At 71.7% G+C, this 17,653-nt stretch carries 17 protein-coding genes and 1 pseudogene; 7 read left to right on the top strand and 11 right to left on the bottom strand.

Annotated features, from left to right (window positions below; all coding sequences use genetic code 11):
- The 3 genes and pseudogenes from AKI01S_RS52210 to AKI01S_RS43890 all read left to right on the top strand — a co-directional run.
- Positions 1-224: pseudogene (locus AKI01S_RS52210) on the top strand (hypothetical protein); the annotation flags it as partial.
- A 247-nt stretch (positions 225-471) separates the two neighbouring features.
- On the top strand, positions 472-1,002 hold the full coding sequence (locus AKI01S_RS43895) for a pyridoxamine 5'-phosphate oxidase family protein (RefSeq protein WP_067831986.1): 531 nt from the start codon (positions 472-474) through the stop codon (positions 1,000-1,002).
- Between the two features lie 121 nt (positions 1,003-1,123).
- Positions 1,124-3,643, top strand: coding sequence for an excinuclease ABC subunit UvrA (locus AKI01S_RS43890; RefSeq protein ID WP_245682037.1), 2,520 nt, complete (start codon positions 1,124-1,126; stop codon positions 3,641-3,643).
- An 8-nt stretch (positions 3,644-3,651) separates the two neighbouring features.
- Here the strand turns inward: AKI01S_RS43890 and AKI01S_RS43885 are convergent, their stop codons facing one another.
- From AKI01S_RS43885 to AKI01S_RS43865, 5 genes are read right to left on the bottom strand one after another with little or no spacing between them, the layout of a single operon-like run.
- Complete coding sequence (locus AKI01S_RS43885) at positions 3,652-4,701, bottom strand: ABC transporter ATP-binding protein (RefSeq protein WP_067831983.1); 1,050 nt, start codon at positions 4,699-4,701, stop codon at positions 3,652-3,654.
- A complete protein-coding gene (locus tag AKI01S_RS43880) occupies positions 4,691-5,701 on the bottom strand; it encodes an ABC transporter ATP-binding protein (protein ID WP_067831982.1) in 1,011 nt (336 codons plus the stop codon). The genes AKI01S_RS43885 and AKI01S_RS43880 overlap by 11 nt, the downstream gene beginning before the upstream one ends.
- A gap of 2 nt (positions 5,702-5,703) precedes the next feature.
- Entirely contained in the window at positions 5,704-6,612 is a 909-nt protein-coding gene (locus AKI01S_RS43875; protein WP_084000834.1) for an ABC transporter permease, read from the bottom strand.
- A gap of 9 nt (positions 6,613-6,621) precedes the next feature.
- A complete protein-coding gene (locus AKI01S_RS43870; RefSeq protein WP_067831980.1) occupies positions 6,622-7,548 on the bottom strand; it encodes an ABC transporter permease in 927 nt (308 codons plus the stop codon).
- 7 nt (positions 7,549-7,555) lie between these two features.
- Positions 7,556-9,148 (bottom strand): peptide ABC transporter substrate-binding protein, encoded by a 1,593-nt coding sequence (locus tag AKI01S_RS43865; RefSeq protein WP_067831979.1) that lies wholly within the window; start codon positions 9,146-9,148, stop codon positions 7,556-7,558.
- A gap of 186 nt (positions 9,149-9,334) precedes the next feature.
- On the opposite strand from AKI01S_RS43865, the gene AKI01S_RS43860 reads away from it, so the two are divergent.
- Complete coding sequence (locus AKI01S_RS43860) at positions 9,335-10,639, top strand: M20/M25/M40 family metallo-hydrolase (protein WP_067831977.1); 1,305 nt, start codon at positions 9,335-9,337, stop codon at positions 10,637-10,639.
- A 226-nt stretch (positions 10,640-10,865) separates the two neighbouring features.
- Here the strand turns inward: AKI01S_RS43860 and AKI01S_RS43855 are convergent, their stop codons facing one another.
- The 4 genes from AKI01S_RS43855 to AKI01S_RS43840 form a co-directional block, all read right to left on the bottom strand.
- Positions 10,866-11,411 carry a hypothetical protein gene (locus tag AKI01S_RS43855; protein ID WP_084000833.1) on the bottom strand — a complete coding sequence of 182 codons (546 nt, stop codon included), beginning with the start codon at positions 11,409-11,411 and terminating at the stop codon, positions 10,866-10,868.
- 50 nt (positions 11,412-11,461) lie between these two features.
- The gene (locus tag AKI01S_RS43850) at positions 11,462-12,115 is read right to left on the bottom strand and encodes a TetR/AcrR family transcriptional regulator (RefSeq protein WP_067831976.1); all 654 of its coding nucleotides are present in this window, start codon (positions 12,113-12,115) and stop codon (positions 11,462-11,464) included.
- 293 nt (positions 12,116-12,408) lie between these two features.
- On the bottom strand, positions 12,409-13,167 hold the full coding sequence (locus AKI01S_RS43845; protein WP_067831974.1) for an isocitrate lyase/PEP mutase family protein: 759 nt from the start codon (positions 13,165-13,167) through the stop codon (positions 12,409-12,411).
- 41 nt (positions 13,168-13,208) lie between these two features.
- Positions 13,209-14,435 carry an MFS transporter gene (locus AKI01S_RS43840; RefSeq protein ID WP_067831973.1) on the bottom strand — a complete coding sequence of 409 codons (1,227 nt, stop codon included), beginning with the start codon at positions 14,433-14,435 and terminating at the stop codon, positions 13,209-13,211.
- Between the two features lie 131 nt (positions 14,436-14,566).
- On the opposite strand from AKI01S_RS43840, the gene AKI01S_RS43835 reads away from it, so the two are divergent.
- The 3 genes from AKI01S_RS43835 to AKI01S_RS43825 all read left to right on the top strand — a co-directional run bounded on the left by AKI01S_RS43835 (position 14,567) and on the right by AKI01S_RS43825 (position 16,566).
- Positions 14,567-15,163 carry a TetR/AcrR family transcriptional regulator gene (locus tag AKI01S_RS43835; RefSeq protein ID WP_067831972.1) on the top strand — a complete coding sequence of 199 codons (597 nt, stop codon included), beginning with the start codon at positions 14,567-14,569 and terminating at the stop codon, positions 15,161-15,163.
- 54 nt (positions 15,164-15,217) lie between these two features.
- Positions 15,218-15,865: a hypothetical protein gene (locus AKI01S_RS43830; RefSeq protein WP_157420574.1), complete on the top strand. Its 648-nt coding sequence runs from the start codon at positions 15,218-15,220 to the stop codon at positions 15,863-15,865.
- 212 nt (positions 15,866-16,077) lie between these two features.
- Positions 16,078-16,566 (top strand): GNAT family N-acetyltransferase, encoded by a 489-nt coding sequence (locus AKI01S_RS43825; RefSeq protein WP_067831970.1) that lies wholly within the window; start codon positions 16,078-16,080, stop codon positions 16,564-16,566.
- Between the two features lie 157 nt (positions 16,567-16,723).
- Here the strand turns inward: AKI01S_RS43825 and AKI01S_RS43820 are convergent, their stop codons facing one another.
- Together AKI01S_RS43820 and AKI01S_RS52205 are read right to left on the bottom strand one after the other, a co-directional pair.
- On the bottom strand, positions 16,724-17,170 hold the full coding sequence (locus tag AKI01S_RS43820) for a hypothetical protein (RefSeq protein ID WP_067831969.1): 447 nt from the start codon (positions 17,168-17,170) through the stop codon (positions 16,724-16,726).
- A 174-nt stretch (positions 17,171-17,344) separates the two neighbouring features.
- Positions 17,345-17,653: hypothetical protein (locus AKI01S_RS52205; protein WP_169814115.1), on the bottom strand; the 309-nt coding region annotated here is incomplete at its 5' end.

Genomic DNA, 17,653 nt, shown 5'->3' with positions numbered 1-17,653 from the left:
AAGGGGTCGCGCTGTCCACGCCGACCGCCCGGTACCGGCTGGTGCGTGACACCGACCGGCTGGCGGTCGGTCCCTTGATGGTGGGGATGCCGCTGGGGGACTACGAGGTGGTCAAGGGCGAGGAGTACACCCTGTGGGGGATGTTCAAGGTGCCCGCCGAGATCACCAGCCTCACCGTCGAGGTCCCCGGCTTCAAACCGGTCACCAACCTCCCCATCGGCTGACCAGGATCAGCGGCACGGTATCCGCGGGGGCTGCCCGGAACAGCCCCGCGGATGAACCGCGTCCCGGCATGGGGCGCCCAAGACCGCCAGGCTCAGCGGTTCTCGTTCATCCGCCGTGTCCCATGGGCGATAAAACCTGACACAGGTTGTCAGGTTTCGATGCGAGAGTGGTTCCACCGGTCGGCGCCGTCGATGGACGCCGACCGGATCCCACGGACAGACACCGCACGGCTGGACAAGGATTCCCATGCGCGAAACGCCGGAAGAGCTCAAGGAGCTCCAGGCCCTCCTCGACTCCTCCCTCTCCCGCTCCACCTCGCACCTTCGCTCGATCATCAACGCCGAGAGGACCCTGACCGCGGAGCAGCTCACCGGGGTGCTGACCGGCATGTGCACCCTGGCCCTGTCCACCGTCACGGCGAAGGGCGAACCGCGGATCAGCGGTGTGGACGGGCACTTCCTGCACGGCAGGTGGCACTTCGGCACGGCGCCCGGTGCCGCCAAGGCCCGCCACCTGGCCGCACGTCCCGCCGTCAGCGCCGCGCACATGCGCGGTGAGGACCTGGGCGTGTTCACGCACGGCACGGTGGAGATCCTCAACCCTCGGGACGGCGAGCCGGCCGCCGACTGGCCCTACCTGCTCGCCTACTTCAAGGAGTTCTACGGTGACGACGCCTTCGACTGGGACGACGAGGTGGTCTTCTACCGGCTGCGCCCGCACTGGATGAGCGTCTACGCCCCCGACATCGCCAGGATCACCGAGGCGTCCCGGTCCTGACCGGCGAGGGGACGAGAGATCTGATGAAGCGGCCACCGCGTGGCGGTGTGACCGGTCCGTTCGGCATGGGCGGGGGCGCGCCCGCCCCTGCCCCGTTCTGGCGCGAGAGGGTGGACGAAGGTTGACGGCATTCGTACGGGACGTCGCGAGCATGGGGTACGCGACCATCGACGTGGTGGGGGCCCGTACCAACAACCTGCGGGACGTGTCGGTGAGCATCCCCAAAGGGCGGCTCGTCGCGTTCACCGGAGTGAGCGGCAGCGGCAAGACCTCCCTGGCCATCGACACCCTGCACAACGAGGCCCAGCTGCGGTACCTGGAGGGGCTCTCGCCGTTCGTGCGGCAGTACATCACCCAGCGCAACCGGCCGCGGGTCGACCGCATCCTGGGACTCGGCGTGACGCTCGCGGTCGACCAGCGCCGCCTGAACCGCAACCCCCGCTCCACGGTCGCGACGATCACCGGTATCGACGGGCACCTGGGGCTGCTGTACTCGCGCCTTCCGCGGATCGGCGCGGACCCGGCGGCCGAGAGCGGGGACGGGTACCTGACGACCGCCCACTTCGACCGCAACACGCCGGAGGGAAGCTGCGGGGACTGCCACGGGGTGGGCGGACGCTGGCGGGCGCGGGAGGAGCTGGTCATCACCCACCCGGAGCTCCCGCTGTTCGAGGGGGCCTCGCCCTGGTTCGCGAAGTGGCGGTCGGGGGAGCACGCGCTCGTACCGGCGCTCGCCGAGAAGCGCGGCGTGGATCTCGGCCTGCCGTGGCGGTCGCTGCCGGAGGAGTTCCGCCGCTGCGTGCTGTACGGCACGGGTGAGGAGAACATCGAGGCGACCGTCGAGATACCCAACAGGAACGAGACGGCCCGGATGACCTACACCTCGAACCAGCCGATGCGGGGCGCGCTCGCCGAGGTGGAACGGGTGTTCGTGAACGCCCAGACGGCCAGCGCCAAGCAGCGCTACCTGCCGTACATGCGCAAGCAGCCCTGCGGGACCTGCGGCGGCAGCGGGTACGACGAGGTGGCCCGGTCCGTGCGGCTCGGTGGGCTGACCTACCCCGGCCTGATCGAGGTGGAGGTGCGGGAGGTGCGCCGCTGGGCGAAGCGCGTGGCGGACGCCCTGGACCCCCGGCAGCGCGAGGTGGGGGAGTCGCTGCTCCAGGACCTGGACCGCAGGCTCGGGATCCTGGACCGGCTCGGCCTGGCCCATCTCCAGCTCTCCCGGAGCGCGGCGACGCTGTCCGGGGGCGAGCTGCAGCGGACCCGGCTCGCCGCCCAGCTCGGCACCGAGCTGAGCGACGTCATCTTCGTCCTGGACGAGCCCGGGACCGGGCTGCATCCGGCGGACAAGGCGCACCTGCTCGACATCGCTCTGGAGCTGCGCGAGGCCGGCAACACGGTGCTGCTCGTCGAGCACGACCCCGAGCTGGTCGCACGGGCCGACTGGGTGATCGACATGGGGCCCGGCGCGGGCCGTCTCGGCGGCGAGGTCCTGGTGTCGGGGCCGCCCGCCGACGCGGTCGCCCACCCGGAGTCGCTGACCGGACGCTACCTGGCGGGGGAGGGACCGCGGCTGCGCCGGACCCGCCGCCCGGTCGGGGACGGCGCCGGCTGGGTGGAACTGCACGGCCTGCGCGCGCACAACGTGACCGCGGACCTGGTCCGTTTCCCCGCCGGGCGGCTCACCTGCCTGACCGGGGTGAGCGGCAGCGGCAAGAGCAGCCTGCTCGGCGCGCTCGGGACGGGCGTGGAGGCCGCCCTGAACGGGACCGCGACCGACACGGTGGGGGAGGTCACCGGTCTCGGGGGGTTCGGCTGGGTGGCCGTCGTCGACCAGGAACCGCTCGGACGCACGCCGCGGTCCAACCCGGCCACCTACAGCAAGGCGTTCGACATCGTCCGCAAGCTGTTCGCCGGGACCGACCTGGCGCGCGCACGTGGGGTCAACGCCTCCTGGTTCAGCTTCAACACCGCCGGTGGCGGCCGCTGCGAGACCTGCACCGGCTATGGACGCAAGCTCGTCGACATGCACTTCCTGCCGGACGTGTGGGTGGTCTGCGACGCGTGCGAGGGGCGGCGCTACAAGCCCGAGGCCCTGGAGATCAGGTATCGGGGGCTGGCCATCGACCAGGTGCTGGAGCTGACCGTCGCCGAGGCCGTGGAACGTTTCCCCGGGCCCCCGCAGCTCGCGGAGACCCTGGGGGCCCTGAACCGGGTCGGGCTCGGCTACCTCCAGCTCGGCCAGAGCGCCACGGAGCTGTCCGGCGGCGAGGCGCAGCGGCTGAAGCTGGCGTCGGCGATCCAGCGCGGCGCCGCGAGCCGCAAGGCCGGGCTCGTCGTCCTCGACGAGCCCGTCTCAGGACTGCACCCCTCCGACATCCAGCGCGTGGTGGACGCGCTCGACGTGCTGCTCGACTCGGGCAACACCGTCGTCGTGGCCGAACACGACATCCCCGTCGCCGCGTCCGCGGACTGGGTGATCGACCTGGGGCCGGGAGCCGGTCCGGACGGGGGAGCGGTGGTCGCGGAGGGCACCCCGGACACCGTCGCGGCGGCGGACACCCCGACCGCCGCCTTCCTCCGCCGGTTCGCGGCGGGCCTGCCGCTCCTGGAGGTGCGGGAAGACGCGCGCCGCTGAACGCCGGGTCAAGGCCCCGGTGGGGAGTCCAGCCCCGGGCCCGTCTCCGCGGCCGGGGCCCCCGCCGGGCGGGCCTCGGCGAAGTGGCAGGCGACGGGGTGGGACGTCCCGGGGCGCACCTCCAGGGCGGGGTCGCGTTCGGCGCACACGTCGGCGGCCTTCCAGCAGCGGGTGCGGAACCGGCAGCCGGACGGCGGGTCGATCGGCGACGGCGGCTCGCCCTCCAGCTCGATCCGGCCGGTCCAGGCGGCCTCGGGGTCGGGCACCGGCACCGCCGACAGCAGGGCCTGCGTGTAGGGATGGGCGGGACGGTCGTAGATCTCCCCGGCGGGCCCGGTCTCCACGATCCGGCCGAGGTACATGACCGCGACCCGGTCGGAGATGTGCCGGACGGCGGCCAGGTCGTGCGCGATGAACACGTAGGCGACGCCGAGCTCGCGCTGCAGCCTCGCCAGCAGGTTCATGACCTGGGCCTGCACCGACACGTCCAGCGCCGACACCGGCTCGTCGCACACGACCACGTCGGGGCCGAGCGCGAGGGCGCGGGCGATGCCGACGCGCTGGCGCTGGCCGCCGGAGAACTGGTGCGGGTAGCGGTTGACGTGGCCGGGGTCGAGCCCGACGAGCTCCAGCAGTTCCCGGACGCGGTCGCGGCGGCGCTCCTTCGGCACGAGGTCGGGGTGGATCTCGAACGGCTCGCCGACGATGTCGCCGACCGTCATGCGCGGGTTGAGCGAGGAGTAGGGGTCCTGGAGGACGAGCTGGATGCGGCGGCGCAGGGCGCGCAGCTCGCGGCGCGGCAGCGCGGAGACGTCGCGTCCGTCGAAGTCCACCGTGCCCGAGGTGGGCCGTTCGGCGGCCAGCAGCAGCCTGGCGAGGGTCGACTTGCCGCAGCCGGACTCGCCGACGAGCCCGAGGGTCTCTCCCGGCCGCAGTTCCAGGGAGACGCCGTCGACGGCCTTGACGGTCCCGACGCGGTGCCGGAACACCACGCCCCGGGTCACGGCATAGTGCTTGACCAGGCCGTCGACCCGCAGGATCGGCGCGTCATCGGGCACCGTGCACCTCCTCGGCGAAGTGGCAGGCCGCCGCGTGCCCGGGCGCGACGGTGACCAGCGGCGGCCGCTCGGCGGCGCAGACGGCCTCGGCGCGCGGGCAGCGCGGCCGGAACGGGCAGCCGGACGGCAACGCCGCCGGGTCGGGCGGCGCGCCGGTGATCGGGGTGAGCGCGCCGCGGGGGCGGTCCAGGCGCGGCACCGAGGCGAGCAGCCCGGCGGTGTAGGGGTGGGCGGGCCGGGCGTACAGGGCGCGGGCGGGCGCCTGCTCGGCGACGGCCCCGGCGTACATGACGACGATCCGGTCGGCGACGCCCGCGACGACGCCGAGGTCGTGGGTGATCAGGACCATGCCCATGCGCAGCTCGTCGCGCATTCCGGCGAGCAGCCGCATGATCTGGGCCTGCACGGTGACGTCGAGCGCGGTGGTGGGCTCGTCGGCGATCAGCACGTCCGGCTCCAGCGCCAGCGCCATGGCGATCATGACGCGTTGCCGCATGCCGCCGGAGAACTGGTGCGGGTGGTCGGCCAGGCGGCCGCGCGCCGACGGGATGCGGACGCGTTCCATCAGTTCGACCGCGGCCTCGCGGGCGGCGGCGCGCTTCAGTCCCCGGTGCACGCGCAGCATCTCGGTGATCTGGTCGCCGACGGTCAGCACCGGGTTCAGCGCGGTCAGCGCGTCCTGGAAGATCATCGAGATGCGGTCGCCGCGGTAGGCGCGGCGCCGCCTCTCGGGCATGCCGAGCAGTTCCTCGCCGCGCAGCCGGACCGAGCCGCCGGTGATCCGGGCGGGCGGGCTGTCGAGGATGCCCATGACGGCCTGCGCCGCGACGCTCTTGCCCGACCCCGACTCTCCCAGGACCGCGAGCGTCTCGCCCTCGGCGAGGGTGTAGGACAGGCCGTCGACCGCGCGGAAGGTGCGACCCCGTACGGTGAACTCCACGCGCAGGTCGCTCACCTCCAGCAGCGGCGCGTCGCGCGGCGTCTTCTCCTTGTCGTCCATGGTCACCGCAGTTTCGGGTCGAGGGCGTCGCGGGCGGCGTCGCCGAGCAGCAGCAGGGCGAGCACCGTGGCCGTCAGGAACACCGCGGGGAACAGCAGCAGGTGCGGGTGGTCCAGCACGTACGACTGGGCCTGGTTGAGTTGCAGCCCCCACGACACCTGGGGGTACTGGAGGCCGACGCCCAGGAAGTCGAGCGTGGCCTCTCCCGCGATCACGTTGCCGACGTTGAGGGTGGCGACCACCAGCACCGGCGCGATCGCGTTCGGCAGCACGTGCCTGCGCATGATCCGCGGGTCGGACGCGCCGAGCAGCCGCGCGGCCTGCACGTAGTCGGCGTCGCGGACGGCGATGACCTGCCCGCGCATGATGCGGACCATCGTCGTCCAGCCGAGCAGCACCAGCACCAGCGTCATCGCGCCGACGCCGTGGCCGGGGAAGGCGACGAGGATGACGGTCGCGCCGAGCACGAACGGCAACCCGAAGAACACGTCGGTGATCCGCGCGATCACCGCGTCGAGCAGGCCGCCGTAGTAGCCCGCGAGTGAGCCGAGGACGACCGCGATGACCAGCGCGAACAGCGTCACCGCGATGCCGATCAGCAGGGTCGGGCGGGCGCCGTGCACGACATGGGCGTAGTAGTCGCAGCCCGCGGTGTCGGTGCCGAACCAGTGCGCGCCCGACGGCCCGGCCTTGGCCTGGTTGGGGTCGCAGTCGGTGTTGACGGCCCGGCCGGTGAACAGCCGCGGCACCGCGGCCATCAGCCCGACGAGCGCGAGCTCCGCGACGCAGACCCAGAACAGGCGGCGCCGCCGCAGCTCGTACCAGGCGTCACGCCACAGCGAGGCGCGGACGTCGGAGATGGGCCCGCCGGCCTCGGCGACCGCCGCCGTCTCGGGTTCCTGAACGGACATTCCCCTCCCTCACTGGTACCGGATGCGCGGGTCGAGCAGCCCGTACAGCAGGTCCACGAGCAGGTTGACCACGATGAACACCAGCACGAGCAGCGTCACGGCGCCGACCACGACCGGGCCCTCCTTGAGCTGGATCGACTGGAACACCTGCTGGCCGACACCGGGCAGGTTGAAGATCCCCTCGGTGACGATGGCGCCGCCCATCAGCGAGCCGAAGTCGATGCCGAGATAGGTGACCACCGGGATCAGCGAGTTGCGCAGGGCGTGCCGGACGACGACGCGCCGCCACGGGAGGCCCTTGGCGCGGGCGGTGCGCACGTAGTCGGCGCGCAGGTTCTCGGCGAGGCTCGTGCGGGTGAGCCGGGCGACGTAGGACAGCCCGAGCGAGCCGAGCACGATGCCGGGCAGCAGGTAGCTGACCGGCCAGCCGTCGTCGGTGCCCGCCGACGGCAGGATCGGCCACTTCACGCCGAACAGCAGCTGCGCGCTGTAGCCCAGCACGAACACCGGCACCGCGATGATCAACGTGGTGCCGCCGAGCACGAGGGTGTCGGCGAGCCTGCCGCGCCGCAGCCCGGCCCACACCCCGAGCGCGACGCCGACGGCGAGTTCGAACAGCCAGGCGGTGACGGCGAGGCGCGCCGTCACCCCCCAGCGTCCGGTGAGCATGTCGGCCACGCGCTGCCCGTCGTAGTTCTCGCCGAGGTCGCCGTGCAGCAGGCCCCACATGTACTTGGCGTACTGGACGAGCAGCGGGTCGTTCAGGTTGTAGCGCTCCCGCAGCGCGTGCGCGACGGACGCGGGGATCGGCTTGTCCCCGGCGAGCGCGGTGATCGGGTCGCCCGGCAGGGTGAACACCATCAGGTAGATGAGCAGCGTGGTGCCCAGGAAGACCGGGACGGCCTGGAGGAGACGCCGCAGGGCGTAACGCCACATCCGCGGCTCACTTCACCGTCACGTCGTAGGCGAGCATGCCCGTGGCGTAGGGGGTGATGACGACGTTGTCGACGCGGGACGAACGCCCGCCCTGGCCCGCCCACGTCCACAGCGGGATCTGCGGCATCTCGCGGATCGCGATGTCCTCGGCCTGGTTGTAGTACTTCAGCGCCTCGGCCTGGTCGGCGCTGGCGTTGCCCTTGGCGATGAGGTCGTTGAACTCCTTGCTGCGCCAGCCCATCTTGTTGCCCGCCTCGCCCCACATGTTCTGCAGGTAGTTCTGGGCACTCGGGTAGTCGGCCTCCCAGTTCTGCCGGTAGGGGCCCTTCTGGGTGCGCTTGGACATCGCGGAGAAGTAGTCGGAGGCGGGCAGCTGCCGGAACTGGATGTCCTTGATGCCGAGGTTCTGCCGCAGCGAGTTCGCCACGATCTGCATCCACTGCGCGTAGCTGGGCTGCGCGTTGGAGAAGTACAGCTCCAGCGTGCCCTTGAAGCCGCCCGACTTGTCGTAGAGCTGCTTGGCCTTGACCGGGTCGTAGACGCAGGCCTCGCCGCAGGCACCCGCCCGGTAACCGGGGATGATCTTCGGCAGGAGCGAGTCGGCCGGGATGTAGTCGCCGTTGTAGACGGCCTTGTTGATGCCCTGCCGGTCGATGGCCATGGAGATGGCCCGGCGCAGGTCGGGGCTGTCGAACCTGCCGGTGAACAGCGGGAAGCCCAGGTAGTCGATGGTGCCCGTCGTCCGGGGCAGGAACCGGTCGCCGAGGACGCGCTTGGCCTCGGGGACCTTGTCGGCCGGGATGGTCTGCATCGCGTCGATGCGCCCGGCGCGCAGGTCCGTCCAGGTGGTGGCGGCGCTGGAGTAGCTCTTCCAGATGACGCCCTTGTTGCGCGGCTTGCGCGTGCCGGTGTAGCCGGGGAACGGCACCAGCTTGATCGGGCCGTTGCGGACCCACTGCCCGCTCATCTGGTACGGGCCGTTGCCGACGGGACTGTTCTCGTAGGCCTTGAGGTCCTTGAAGGCGGCCTTCGGCATCGGCGCGAACGCGGGGTAGGTGAGCAGCAGCGGGAACTGGCTGAAGGGCGCGCCCAGCGTGACCTTCAGCGTGGTGTCGTCGATGACCTGCAGGCCCGACAGCTTGTCGGTCTTCGGCTTGGCGTTCTCGTCCTCGGGGTTGAGGTCGCCGTACCCCTGGAAGTGCGAGAAGTAGTCGTTGGCCTCGTAGGCGTTCGGGCCGTAGGCGGCGTTGTTCCAGGCGTCGGCGAAGCTGGCGGCGGTGACCGGCTCCCCGTTGTGGAACTTCTGCCCGGGACGGATCTTGATGGTCCAGACCTTCTGGTCGGTGCTGGTGACCGACTCGGCGGCCGCCATGACCGGCTTTCCGTCGCGGCTCAGCCCGACGAGGTTCTCGAAGAGGTTGCCGATGACGTCGAAGGAGTAACTGCTGGTGGTGTTGCCGGGGATGAGGTGGTCGGGTTCGGGGTGGCCGACGGTGAAGACCCCGTCGCCGGACTTGCCTCCTCCGCCGCCGCAGGCGACGGTCGAGCAGGCCACCATGAGCAGGATCGCGCTGAGGCCGGCGGCCTTGGGGTGGGCCATGATCCTCCCTCCGCCCTGCGCCGGCTAGGGGGGTGTCCGGCGCGGTCGCAGGAGTCGTACCCGGGTTGATGATCTCGGTTCGTTGTTGATCAATTCGCAATCCGATCGAGACCGCGACGCCGCGGCACGGGTTCTGGAACCGGTCATGGTGCATTCAGACGGACGAACCGTACGGAAGGCGGCTCCATGCAGGAGGTAGCGGGCGGTGAGGCGGGCGCGCTGTGCGCCGAGCTGATCCGGATCGACACGACCAACGAGGGCCAGGGGGAGGGGCGACCCGAACGCCCGGCCGCCGAGCACGTCGCGGCGCTGCTCGACGAGGTGGGCGTCGAGCCGGTGGTCGTCGAGTCGGCGCCGGGCCGGGCGTCGGTGCTGGCGCGGATTCCCGGCACCGACCCGGACGCGCCCGCGTTCCTCGTCCACGGGCACCTGGACGTGGTGCCCGCCGACCCCGCCGACTGGAGCGTGCCCCCGCTGTCGGGCGAGGTCCGCGACGGGTGCGTGTGGGGGCGCGGCGCCGTCGACATGAAGGGGTCGGTGGCGATGACGCTGGCGGCCGTCCGGGCGCGGCTGCGCGCGGGCCGCCGCACGCGCGGCGACCTCGTGCTCGCCTTCCTCGCCGACGAGGAGTGCACCGGCGACTACGGCTCCCGGTACGTGACGCGCGAGCACCGGGAGTTCTTCGACGGCTGCACCGAGGCGATCAGCGAGTCCGGCGGGTACAGCGTGACGACGGGACCGGACACGCGCGTCTACCCGATCGCGGTCGGCGAGCGCGGCACCGCGTGGATGCGCCTGACGGCGCGCGGCACGGCCGGCCACGGCTCCAGGCCCGCGCCCGACAACGCCGTCGCCGAGCTGTGCCACGCGATCTCCCGGCTGGCCTCCCACGAGTGGCCGGTGCGGCTGACCCCGGGCGTGCGCGCGCTGCTGGACGGCCTCGCGGACGCCCTCGGCACCACGATCGACCACGACCGGCTCGACGAGGAGGCGCGGCGGCTCGGCCGGGTCGGCACGCTGTTCGCCGGGACCATCCGCAACTCGGCCAACCCGACCCGCCTGGACGCCGGATACAAGGTCAACGTCGTGCCGGGCTCGGCCACCGCGCAGGTCGACGGCCGTTTCCTGCCGGGCCTCGGCGAGGAGTTCCTCGCCACCGTGGACCGGCTGCTCGGGCCGAGGGTCACCCGCGAGTTCGTCAACTTCGAGCAGGCGCCCTCGGCCGACCCGCAGGGACCGACGTTCGCCGCGCTCGCCGGCGCGCTGCGGGCCGAGGACGCGGCCGCGCGGCCGGTGCCGTACGTGATGTCGGGCGGCACCGACGCCAAGTCGTTCGCGGCGATCGGGATCCGCAGCTTCGGATTCGCGCCGCTGCTGCTGGACCCGTCCCTGGACTACCAGGCGATGTTCCACGGCGTGGACGAGCGGGTGCCGCTGGCGGGCCTGGAGTTCGGCACAAGGGTGCTGGACCGGTTCCTCGACACCCGCTGACCCGCGGACGACCAACCGGCACCACGACCCCGGCACCCAGGGCGCGGAACGTGTCCCCGGCCTTGCGGACCGGCCAGCGGTCAGGCGGCGGCCGCGAGTGCGATTCAGGGCATCGACCGACCTCACCCCGGACGGAGGCGAGGTCAGGCCAGCCGACGGACGTTTCGTCCGCTCGGGCACCTGATGGAACCCGACCGGGAACGGTACCTTCGCGGTGGGTCCCGGATCAGGACACGCTGAGGGCGCAGTTGTGCCTGATGACCCGTTCGGCGGCGCGCAGGAAGAGCGCGGTGTAGAAGACGACGGCAGGGGCGGCCTGCCATCGGCTCGCTTCCCCGCCCGGTTCCGTCGCCTTGACGAACCACGCGGTGAGCGCCATATCCGTCGGTTCGGCAGGGACACTGCCCGGCAAGCCGACCTGGTCGGCCAGGGCGCGCATGGCTTCCAGCAGCCGTTGCGCGCTGCGGACCGTCGTGGTGTCGGCGTAGCTGGAGGGGATGGGCAGTCCGATCGGGCCATCGAAATCGACGGGGACGAGCACGTTCCAGTCGAAGCATCGACGCTGGTCGCCGGGCAACTCCTGATCGCAGAGCTCACCGAACCCACTCATGGGCGGGAACAGCTTCTCCTCGAACATCCGGCGGGTGGGGCGCGGCGCGGGCACGTAGGGCGGAAGGCCGCGTTCGGCAAGAGCGAGGTCCAGAGCCGAACCGCGCTGGATCAGCGGGTCGTTCCAGTCCTCGAAAGCCACCTGGGTGATGTAGACGCCCACGGCCCGGAGCCTAACGGGTGCTCGGGCGGCGTCTGCCGCCTGCGCCGCGTTCAGGAGGACGTGTGGTCCGGGGTGTCGCGGCCCGGGGCGCCGGGCAGGGCGAGGACGCGGGCCGCCAGGGCATGCAGGTAGGCGCGGAACTCTTCGAGTTGCTGCCGGTTGACGTGCCCGTCCCCGAAGCGCCCGCCCCGGTCGGCGGAGTAGACCATGCCGTGCCCGAGGAACCCGGAGACCACCCAGGGAAAGGTCCACAACGCGTAGTCCAGACCGGACGGGTCGGGGACGGCGTCCCGGATGGCGGTGGCGATCCAGGTGAGCTTGGTCCGGGAGTGACGTTCATCCAGGTCGGCGGTGTCCGCGGCGTCACCGGCGCGGCGGTGCAGCCACAGCCCGAGCATGTCGGGCTCGGAGGCGTAGAAGTCCAGGTAGGCGTCCAGGACGCGGATCATCCCCTGGTGGGTGGGGGTGAAGGCGTCCAGCGCGTCGGCCAGTGCTTTGCGCTCGGCTGCGGCGGCCCGCTCCATGACCTCCCGGTACAGCTCGGTGTTGCTGCGGAAGTACCGGCGCAGGGTGCCGGTCGGAACGCCGGCGGCCTCGGCGATCAACTCGGTGGGGGTTCCGTCCAGCCCCAACGCCGCGAACAACCGCGTGGCGGCGCGGACGATCCGCTGCCTGTCCTCCGTCGATTCCTTCTCTGTGATCATGTTGTTACCTTACGTGTCCGCGTTCGCGCGGCCGAACACCCCCGGCGGATGCGGAGTGCCGGGGGCGCGCGTTGCACGGCGCCGATGTCGTGGCCCGGCGACCGGCCTGGCCCACCGCCTGGTCAACGCACAGGTGGACGGCGGAGAGGAGGCGAGCCCGTGCCGACACCGCGACACATGAGGCCCGGCATCGGCGCTGAATGCGGGCGCGTTGCCGTCGTCAGGTCGGAACGCCGGGCCGACGAGGCCGAGGGCGGCCAGGTCGGCCCGGCACCGGCGATCGCGTGCGGTGGTCAGTCCAGCAGTTCCCGGACCGCGGACCTGAAGGTGTCCAGCGCCCCGAAGTAGAACCGGGGGCCGTAGGAGACCCGCGCCACTCCCAGCTCACGGAGCCTGGCCAGGTCCAGGCCGTTGGGCCGGGTGTTGCCGTTGACGGGGCCGGGCACCTGGGCGACCAGGGCGGCGACGTCCTGCTCGTCGCCGACGCCGATCGGGTAGACGCAGTCGGCCCCGGCCTCCAGGTAGAGGCGGCCTCGGCGGACCGCCTCGGTGACCCGCTCCTGCGGGGGCACCCCGGACGACCCCAGGAAGGCGTCGACACGCGCGTTGATGACGATCGGGACCCCGGCGTCGTCCGCGGCGGCCCGGACGGCGGCCAGCCGTTCGGCGTTCGCGCCGGCGTCGACCAACCCGCCCGCGCGGTGGTCGCTGTCCTCCAGGTTGCAGCCGACCGCGCCGACCTCCAGCAGCCGGTCCACCAGCTCCCGCGGCTCCATGCCGTATCCCGCCTCGGCGTCCACGGTGACCGGGACCGGCACCGCCCGGGCGATCCGCCCGGCCGCGGCGAACATCTCCTGCCAGGGCGCGCCCTCGCCGTCCGGGAAGCCGAGCATCGCCGAGACCGCCGCGCTGGCGGTGGCGACCGCGGGGAAACCGGCCTCGACCACGATCTTGGCGCTGGCCGCGTCCCACACGTTGGGCAGGACGAGCATCTCATCGGCGTGGTGCAGCGCACGGAGGGTGTCGGCGTGCGCTTTCAGTTCACTGGTCATGGCGGGCTCCAATTCAAGGGTGTCGTCCGGGGTGGATGCGGTCATGCGGATGGCTTCACGCGGGCTCGGGGGTCGGCTTCGATCACCTCCTCGACCGCCGGCGGCCTGAGGAGGCCGGTGGCCCAGGAGACCGGGACGGCGACGACGGCGATGGCCAGTCCGGTGAGCACCGGCGCCGAGGCGGTGGAGCCACCGAGCGCGGCCCCTCCGGCGGCCGATCCGACCGCGATGCCGATGTTGGCCGCGGAGGCGGGCAGCGAGGACGCCAGCTGGCCGCCGGGCCCGGCCAGGCTCACCACGCGGTACTGGAGCGAGGGCACCATGCCGAAGGCGAACAGGCCCCAGACGAGCAGCACCGGCGCCACGAGGACCGGGACCGCGCCGACGAGGTGGAGCGCCAGCAGGGCGACCGCCGTGCCGGTGGTGGCGACGGTCAGGGTGCGGGCGGCGTTCCGGTCGGCGAACCGGCCGCCGCCGAAGGAGCCGACCGCCGTGGCCACCCCGTAGGCCAGCAGGAACACACTGGTCAGCGCACCGGAGATGCCCGTGACGCTCTCCAGGAACGGAACGATGTAGGTCAACGCCGAGTACAGCGCGGCGAACACCAGCAGGTTCAGGCCCAGCACGGCCAGCACTCGGGGCGCGAGGGCATGTCTGACCTGGTCGCCCGCGCCGCCGCCGCTGCCGGGCACGGAGGGGACCAGTGCCAGGGTGGCGACCAGCGCGAGCACGCTGAGCGCGATGATCGCGGTGAACGAGCCGCGCCAGCCGAGCGTCTGGCCGGCCAGCGTGCCCAGGGGCACGCCCAGCGCGGCCGACACCGCGACACCGGAGACGACCACCGAGATCGCCCGGCCCATGCGCTCGGGCGGGACGACCGAGATGCCCGCCGCGAACGCGGCGGCGATGAACAGGCCCTGGAGCGCGCCGGTGAGGACGCGTACCGCCAGGAACAGGCCGTAGCCGTCGGTCAGCACCGCGACCAGGTTGCCCAGCGCGAACAGGGCGAGCGCGCCGGCGAGGACGGTCCGCCTGTCCAGCCTGATGGTGAGGGCGGTCAGGACCGGACCGCCGATGGCCAGGCCCAGCGCGTAGGCGGTCACCAGCGTGCCCGCCGCGGGAAGGGAGACGCGGAGGTCGGCGGCGATCAGGTTCAGCACGCCGACCACGAGCAGCTCGGCGCTGCCCAGCACGAACATTCCCAGGAAAAGCGTCGCCAGGGAGAGACCGGACCTGCCCCGACGCCGTACCGCTTGCGGGGTGCTCATACGCACCTTCCTTGTCGTTTCGCGGGGATCCGGCCGGGAGGAGAGGGACGCCGCCGTGGAGCTAGTCTTGCGGGAACGATCCCTAACAACGTAGGGAACGATCCCTAACATTGCAATACGGGAGGGGAACCGTGTATCGAACCGCCGCCGAGACCCGGGCGCACGTACTCGGGGTGGCCGGGGAGCTGTTCTACGGGAAGGGCATCCGGGCCACCGGGGTCGATCTCGTCGCGGCCGAGGCCGGTGTCGCCCCGACGACCCTGTACCGGTTGTTCTCCTCCAAGGACGGACTGGTCGGCGCGTACGTCGAGCACGCCGCCCAGGGATTCGAGGAGAGGTTCGAGGCGGCGGTCGCGGGCGCGGGCCCCGATCCGCGCGACCAGATCCTGGCCGTCTTCGACGCGGTGTTCGCGCAGATCGACTCGGAGGGGTTCCGCGGCTGCGCGCTTCTGATGGCGTTGGCCGAGTTCCCCGACGCCGACCTGCCCGCCCACCGCAACGCGGTCGCGGCGAAGTCCTGGTTCCGTCGGAGGATGAGCGAGCTGACCGGCCAGCTCGGAGTCGAGGACCCGGCCGAGCTGGCCGACCATCTCACGCTGGTCTTCGAGGGCCTGAACGCCTCCGCCCAGTCACTGGGCGCGGGCGGCCCCGCCAAGCGGGTGCGGACCCTGGTCGAGACCATCCTGTCGTCCGCCGCGCCCCCTCCCTCGGAGACACCGCGCGGATAGGGGCCCCGACACGCTTCCAGGAGGTTCGTCCCGAAATCTCCAGCGCCAACGCCCATGCCGAACGCGCGCGACGCGCGGAAACCCGCAATCGCGGCATGGGCGAAGACAACGTGCTCGGTCTGTCCGCTGGCGCCTTCGAAGCAGGTGCGGGATCTGGAAGTGGCAGCCCCGGTCGGCGTTCCCGAGAACCACCCCGAAGAAGCCATGGCTCTGGTTGGTGTTCTCGTCCTTAAAGCGGCCGCCGGCGACCTCCGAGGCCCAAGACACGGCCAGGTCGACAATGGGGCGATGTACGTCTACAAGCTGGCCAACTGGATCGACGACTTCGGCTCGTTCACGCCGCTGAACCGCTGGTCCACCTCGCCCGAGGACACCGCCTGGGCCCTGGCCGCCGTCCTCGCCCTCGCCGATGCCGCCGACACCCTCGGCTGGGAAGGCGACATGCGCCATCTGCCCGCCGTCGGTGTCCTGGCTTCCGGCACGCCGTTCCTCATCGTAAAGCAGAACTCCGACGGGCTCACCTTCATCATCACCGAAGCCGGGCACCAGCAGATCGCAGGCGTGGCCGAGGCTCAGGGCGCCCATGTCCTTCCCGCAGGCGCGCGGTTCACCGCCCAGGTCTCCACGCGGGTCATCGGTGCCAGAGAGCCAGGCTCCTTCCCACCGTCAGGGCCCGCGCGCCCCGGCTCCGACGAGCGTTGAACGCCGCACGCACTCAGGGACCAGGCGGTCCGGCCCACACCGTGACGCGTGCGCGGACGAGGTCGTGGTCCGAGAGGACACCGGCATCGTCAACGGCCGTCTCGCCGATCTCGGCTCCTCTCAGCACGACATCCCAGGTCAGCCCATCTCAAGGAGACACCGCACGCGAAAAGGCTTTGCGTTCTTCCGTCCGTGGCAGAAGCCTCTGACGTGTGCTGATCAGGAATGCCACCGCCGACGACTGGCCCGCCATCTGGCCGTTCTTCCACCAGATCGTCGCAGCGGGTGAAACGTTTCCCTACCCCCTCGACCTCGACGAAGAGCAGGGCCGCGCCATGTGGCTGGTCCCGGATCCGGGACGCACGGTCGTCGCTACCGACGGCACCGGCGCGGTGCTCGGCACGGCGAACATGTACGCCAACCGCTCGGGCAACGGCTCACACATCGCCAGCGCCAGCTACATGGTCGACCCGCGCCACCAGGGGCGGGGAGCCGGCCGGGCGCTGTGCGCGGATTCGCTGGCGTGGGCGCGCGCGGCGGGCTTCCGGGCGATGGTGTTCAACGCCGTCGTCGAGACGAACCTGCACGCCGTAAGGCTGTACGAGTCACTCGGATTCACGGTGCTGGGCACCGTACCGGGCGGCTTCCGGCATCCCGAGAAGGGCTACGTCGGTCTGCACATGATGCACCGCCCGCTGTGATGGTCACGCGCATCACCTGATCGCGTGATCAGCCGTCGGGTGAGGGTCCGGGCCGTTCAGCAGGCTGCTGCGCTGTTCGACCGCCCCATGCCGTGGCGGCCCCGAGTGCGTTCTCGGGGCCGCTCGTTGCGGCGCCGGCCCGCGCTCCGTTCGTGGATCAGGTGCTGCGCTGGTACTCGTACGCGCATGCCGTGTAGAGGGTGGACGCGGCGGCGTTGATGGTGGTGTCGACGTTGGGCTTGATGTTGATGGCCGGTTGCTGCTGCCAGTCACCGCCGCGCTTGACGAACGGGACCAGCCAGATGCCGTAGCTGATGTGGTTGGTGCTGGAGATGCTCGACTTGACCCGCAGCAGGGTGAACCCGGAGAACATCCGGGCGGCCCCCGGATCGCAGGTCAGGCCCTTGGAGCTGGAGATCGGGACGTCGGCGCTGGCGAGCCTGAGGGTCGCGGCGAGCCGGTAGTCGCCGGGAGCGCCGTTGAACAGGCACAGGTTGTTGGTGTTGCAGCTGGCGGCGGCGTTGGCCGGTGCGACGGCCAGGCCGCCGAGCGTGGCGCCGGCGACGGCGGCGGCCACGGCGATCCTGCGGGTGGTGGTTCGCATGGGGAGGCTCCAGTCCAAGGGTGATCAGATGTTGGCGGGTGTGCGTGCCGCCGAGGCACGATCGGACCGTTCTCGGCGGCCTTGCGAACGTCAGCGCGGTCCCGTGCACGGCCGGACGCGCCGGAGGCGGGTGACCAGGTCATAGGTGACGTGGCCACCCGGGGCGGCATGGGATCAGAAGTCGCTCAGGCAGATCCGGTGGAAGTACGCGGCGTCGAAGGTGTTGACGATCTGGTTGACGCCGACCTTGACGATGCCCACGGTGATGTTGCGGTTGGTCCGGTTGCGCACCATGTTGATGTTGCTGCTGAGCACCTGGCGGTTCGAGCTGCAGCCCGGAAGTTCGTCGGCGTGATGGGCCCACGTCCGCCGCCACACCTGCGAGCCGCCGACGTACTTGTAGGCGCACACGCTGCCGGTGTTGCAGGCCGCCGCGGCGTGGGCGGGCACGGCCGGCGCCGCCAGCGCGAGCAGGCCGCCGGC

Origin of the sequence: Actinomadura kijaniata NBRC 14229 (assembly GCF_001552175.1) — a bacterium.
GTDB classification, from domain to species: domain Bacteria; phylum Actinomycetota; class Actinomycetes; order Streptosporangiales; family Streptosporangiaceae; genus Spirillospora; species Spirillospora kijaniata.
The sequence above is the reverse complement of the archived record's forward strand: the minus strand, read 5'-3'. Positions and strand labels throughout refer to the sequence as shown.

What these genes read in the sequence shown, in the direction of transcription:
- AKI01S_RS43865 (WP_067831979.1), bottom strand. Translation starts at nt 9,148, where the DNA reads ATGGCCCACCCCAAGGCCGCCGGCCTCAGCGCGATCCTGCTCATGGTG.
- AKI01S_RS43820 (WP_067831969.1), bottom strand. Translation starts at nt 17,170, where the DNA reads ATGCGAACCACCACCCGCAGGATCGCCGTGGCCGCCGCCGTCGCCGGC.
- AKI01S_RS43850 (WP_067831976.1), bottom strand. Translation starts at nt 12,115, where the DNA reads ATGATCACAGAGAAGGAATCGACGGAGGACAGGCAGCGGATCGTCCGC.
- AKI01S_RS43860 (WP_067831977.1), top strand. Translation starts at nt 9,335, where the DNA reads ATGCAGGAGGTAGCGGGCGGTGAGGCGGGCGCGCTGTGCGCCGAGCTG.
- AKI01S_RS43895 (WP_067831986.1), top strand. Translation starts at nt 472, where the DNA reads ATGCGCGAAACGCCGGAAGAGCTCAAGGAGCTCCAGGCCCTCCTCGAC.
- AKI01S_RS43830 (WP_157420574.1), top strand. Translation starts at nt 15,218, where the DNA reads ATGCCGAACGCGCGCGACGCGCGGAAACCCGCAATCGCGGCATGGGCG.
- AKI01S_RS43880 (WP_067831982.1), bottom strand. Translation starts at nt 5,701, where the DNA reads ATGGACGACAAGGAGAAGACGCCGCGCGACGCGCCGCTGCTGGAGGTG.
- AKI01S_RS43870 (WP_067831980.1), bottom strand. Translation starts at nt 7,548, where the DNA reads ATGTGGCGTTACGCCCTGCGGCGTCTCCTCCAGGCCGTCCCGGTCTTC.
- AKI01S_RS43875 (WP_084000834.1), bottom strand. Translation starts at nt 6,612, where the DNA reads ATGTCCGTTCAGGAACCCGAGACGGCGGCGGTCGCCGAGGCCGGCGGG.
- AKI01S_RS43840 (WP_067831973.1), bottom strand. Translation starts at nt 14,435, where the DNA reads ATGAGCACCCCGCAAGCGGTACGGCGTCGGGGCAGGTCCGGTCTCTCC.
- AKI01S_RS43845 (WP_067831974.1), bottom strand. Translation starts at nt 13,167, where the DNA reads ATGACCAGTGAACTGAAAGCGCACGCCGACACCCTCCGTGCGCTGCAC.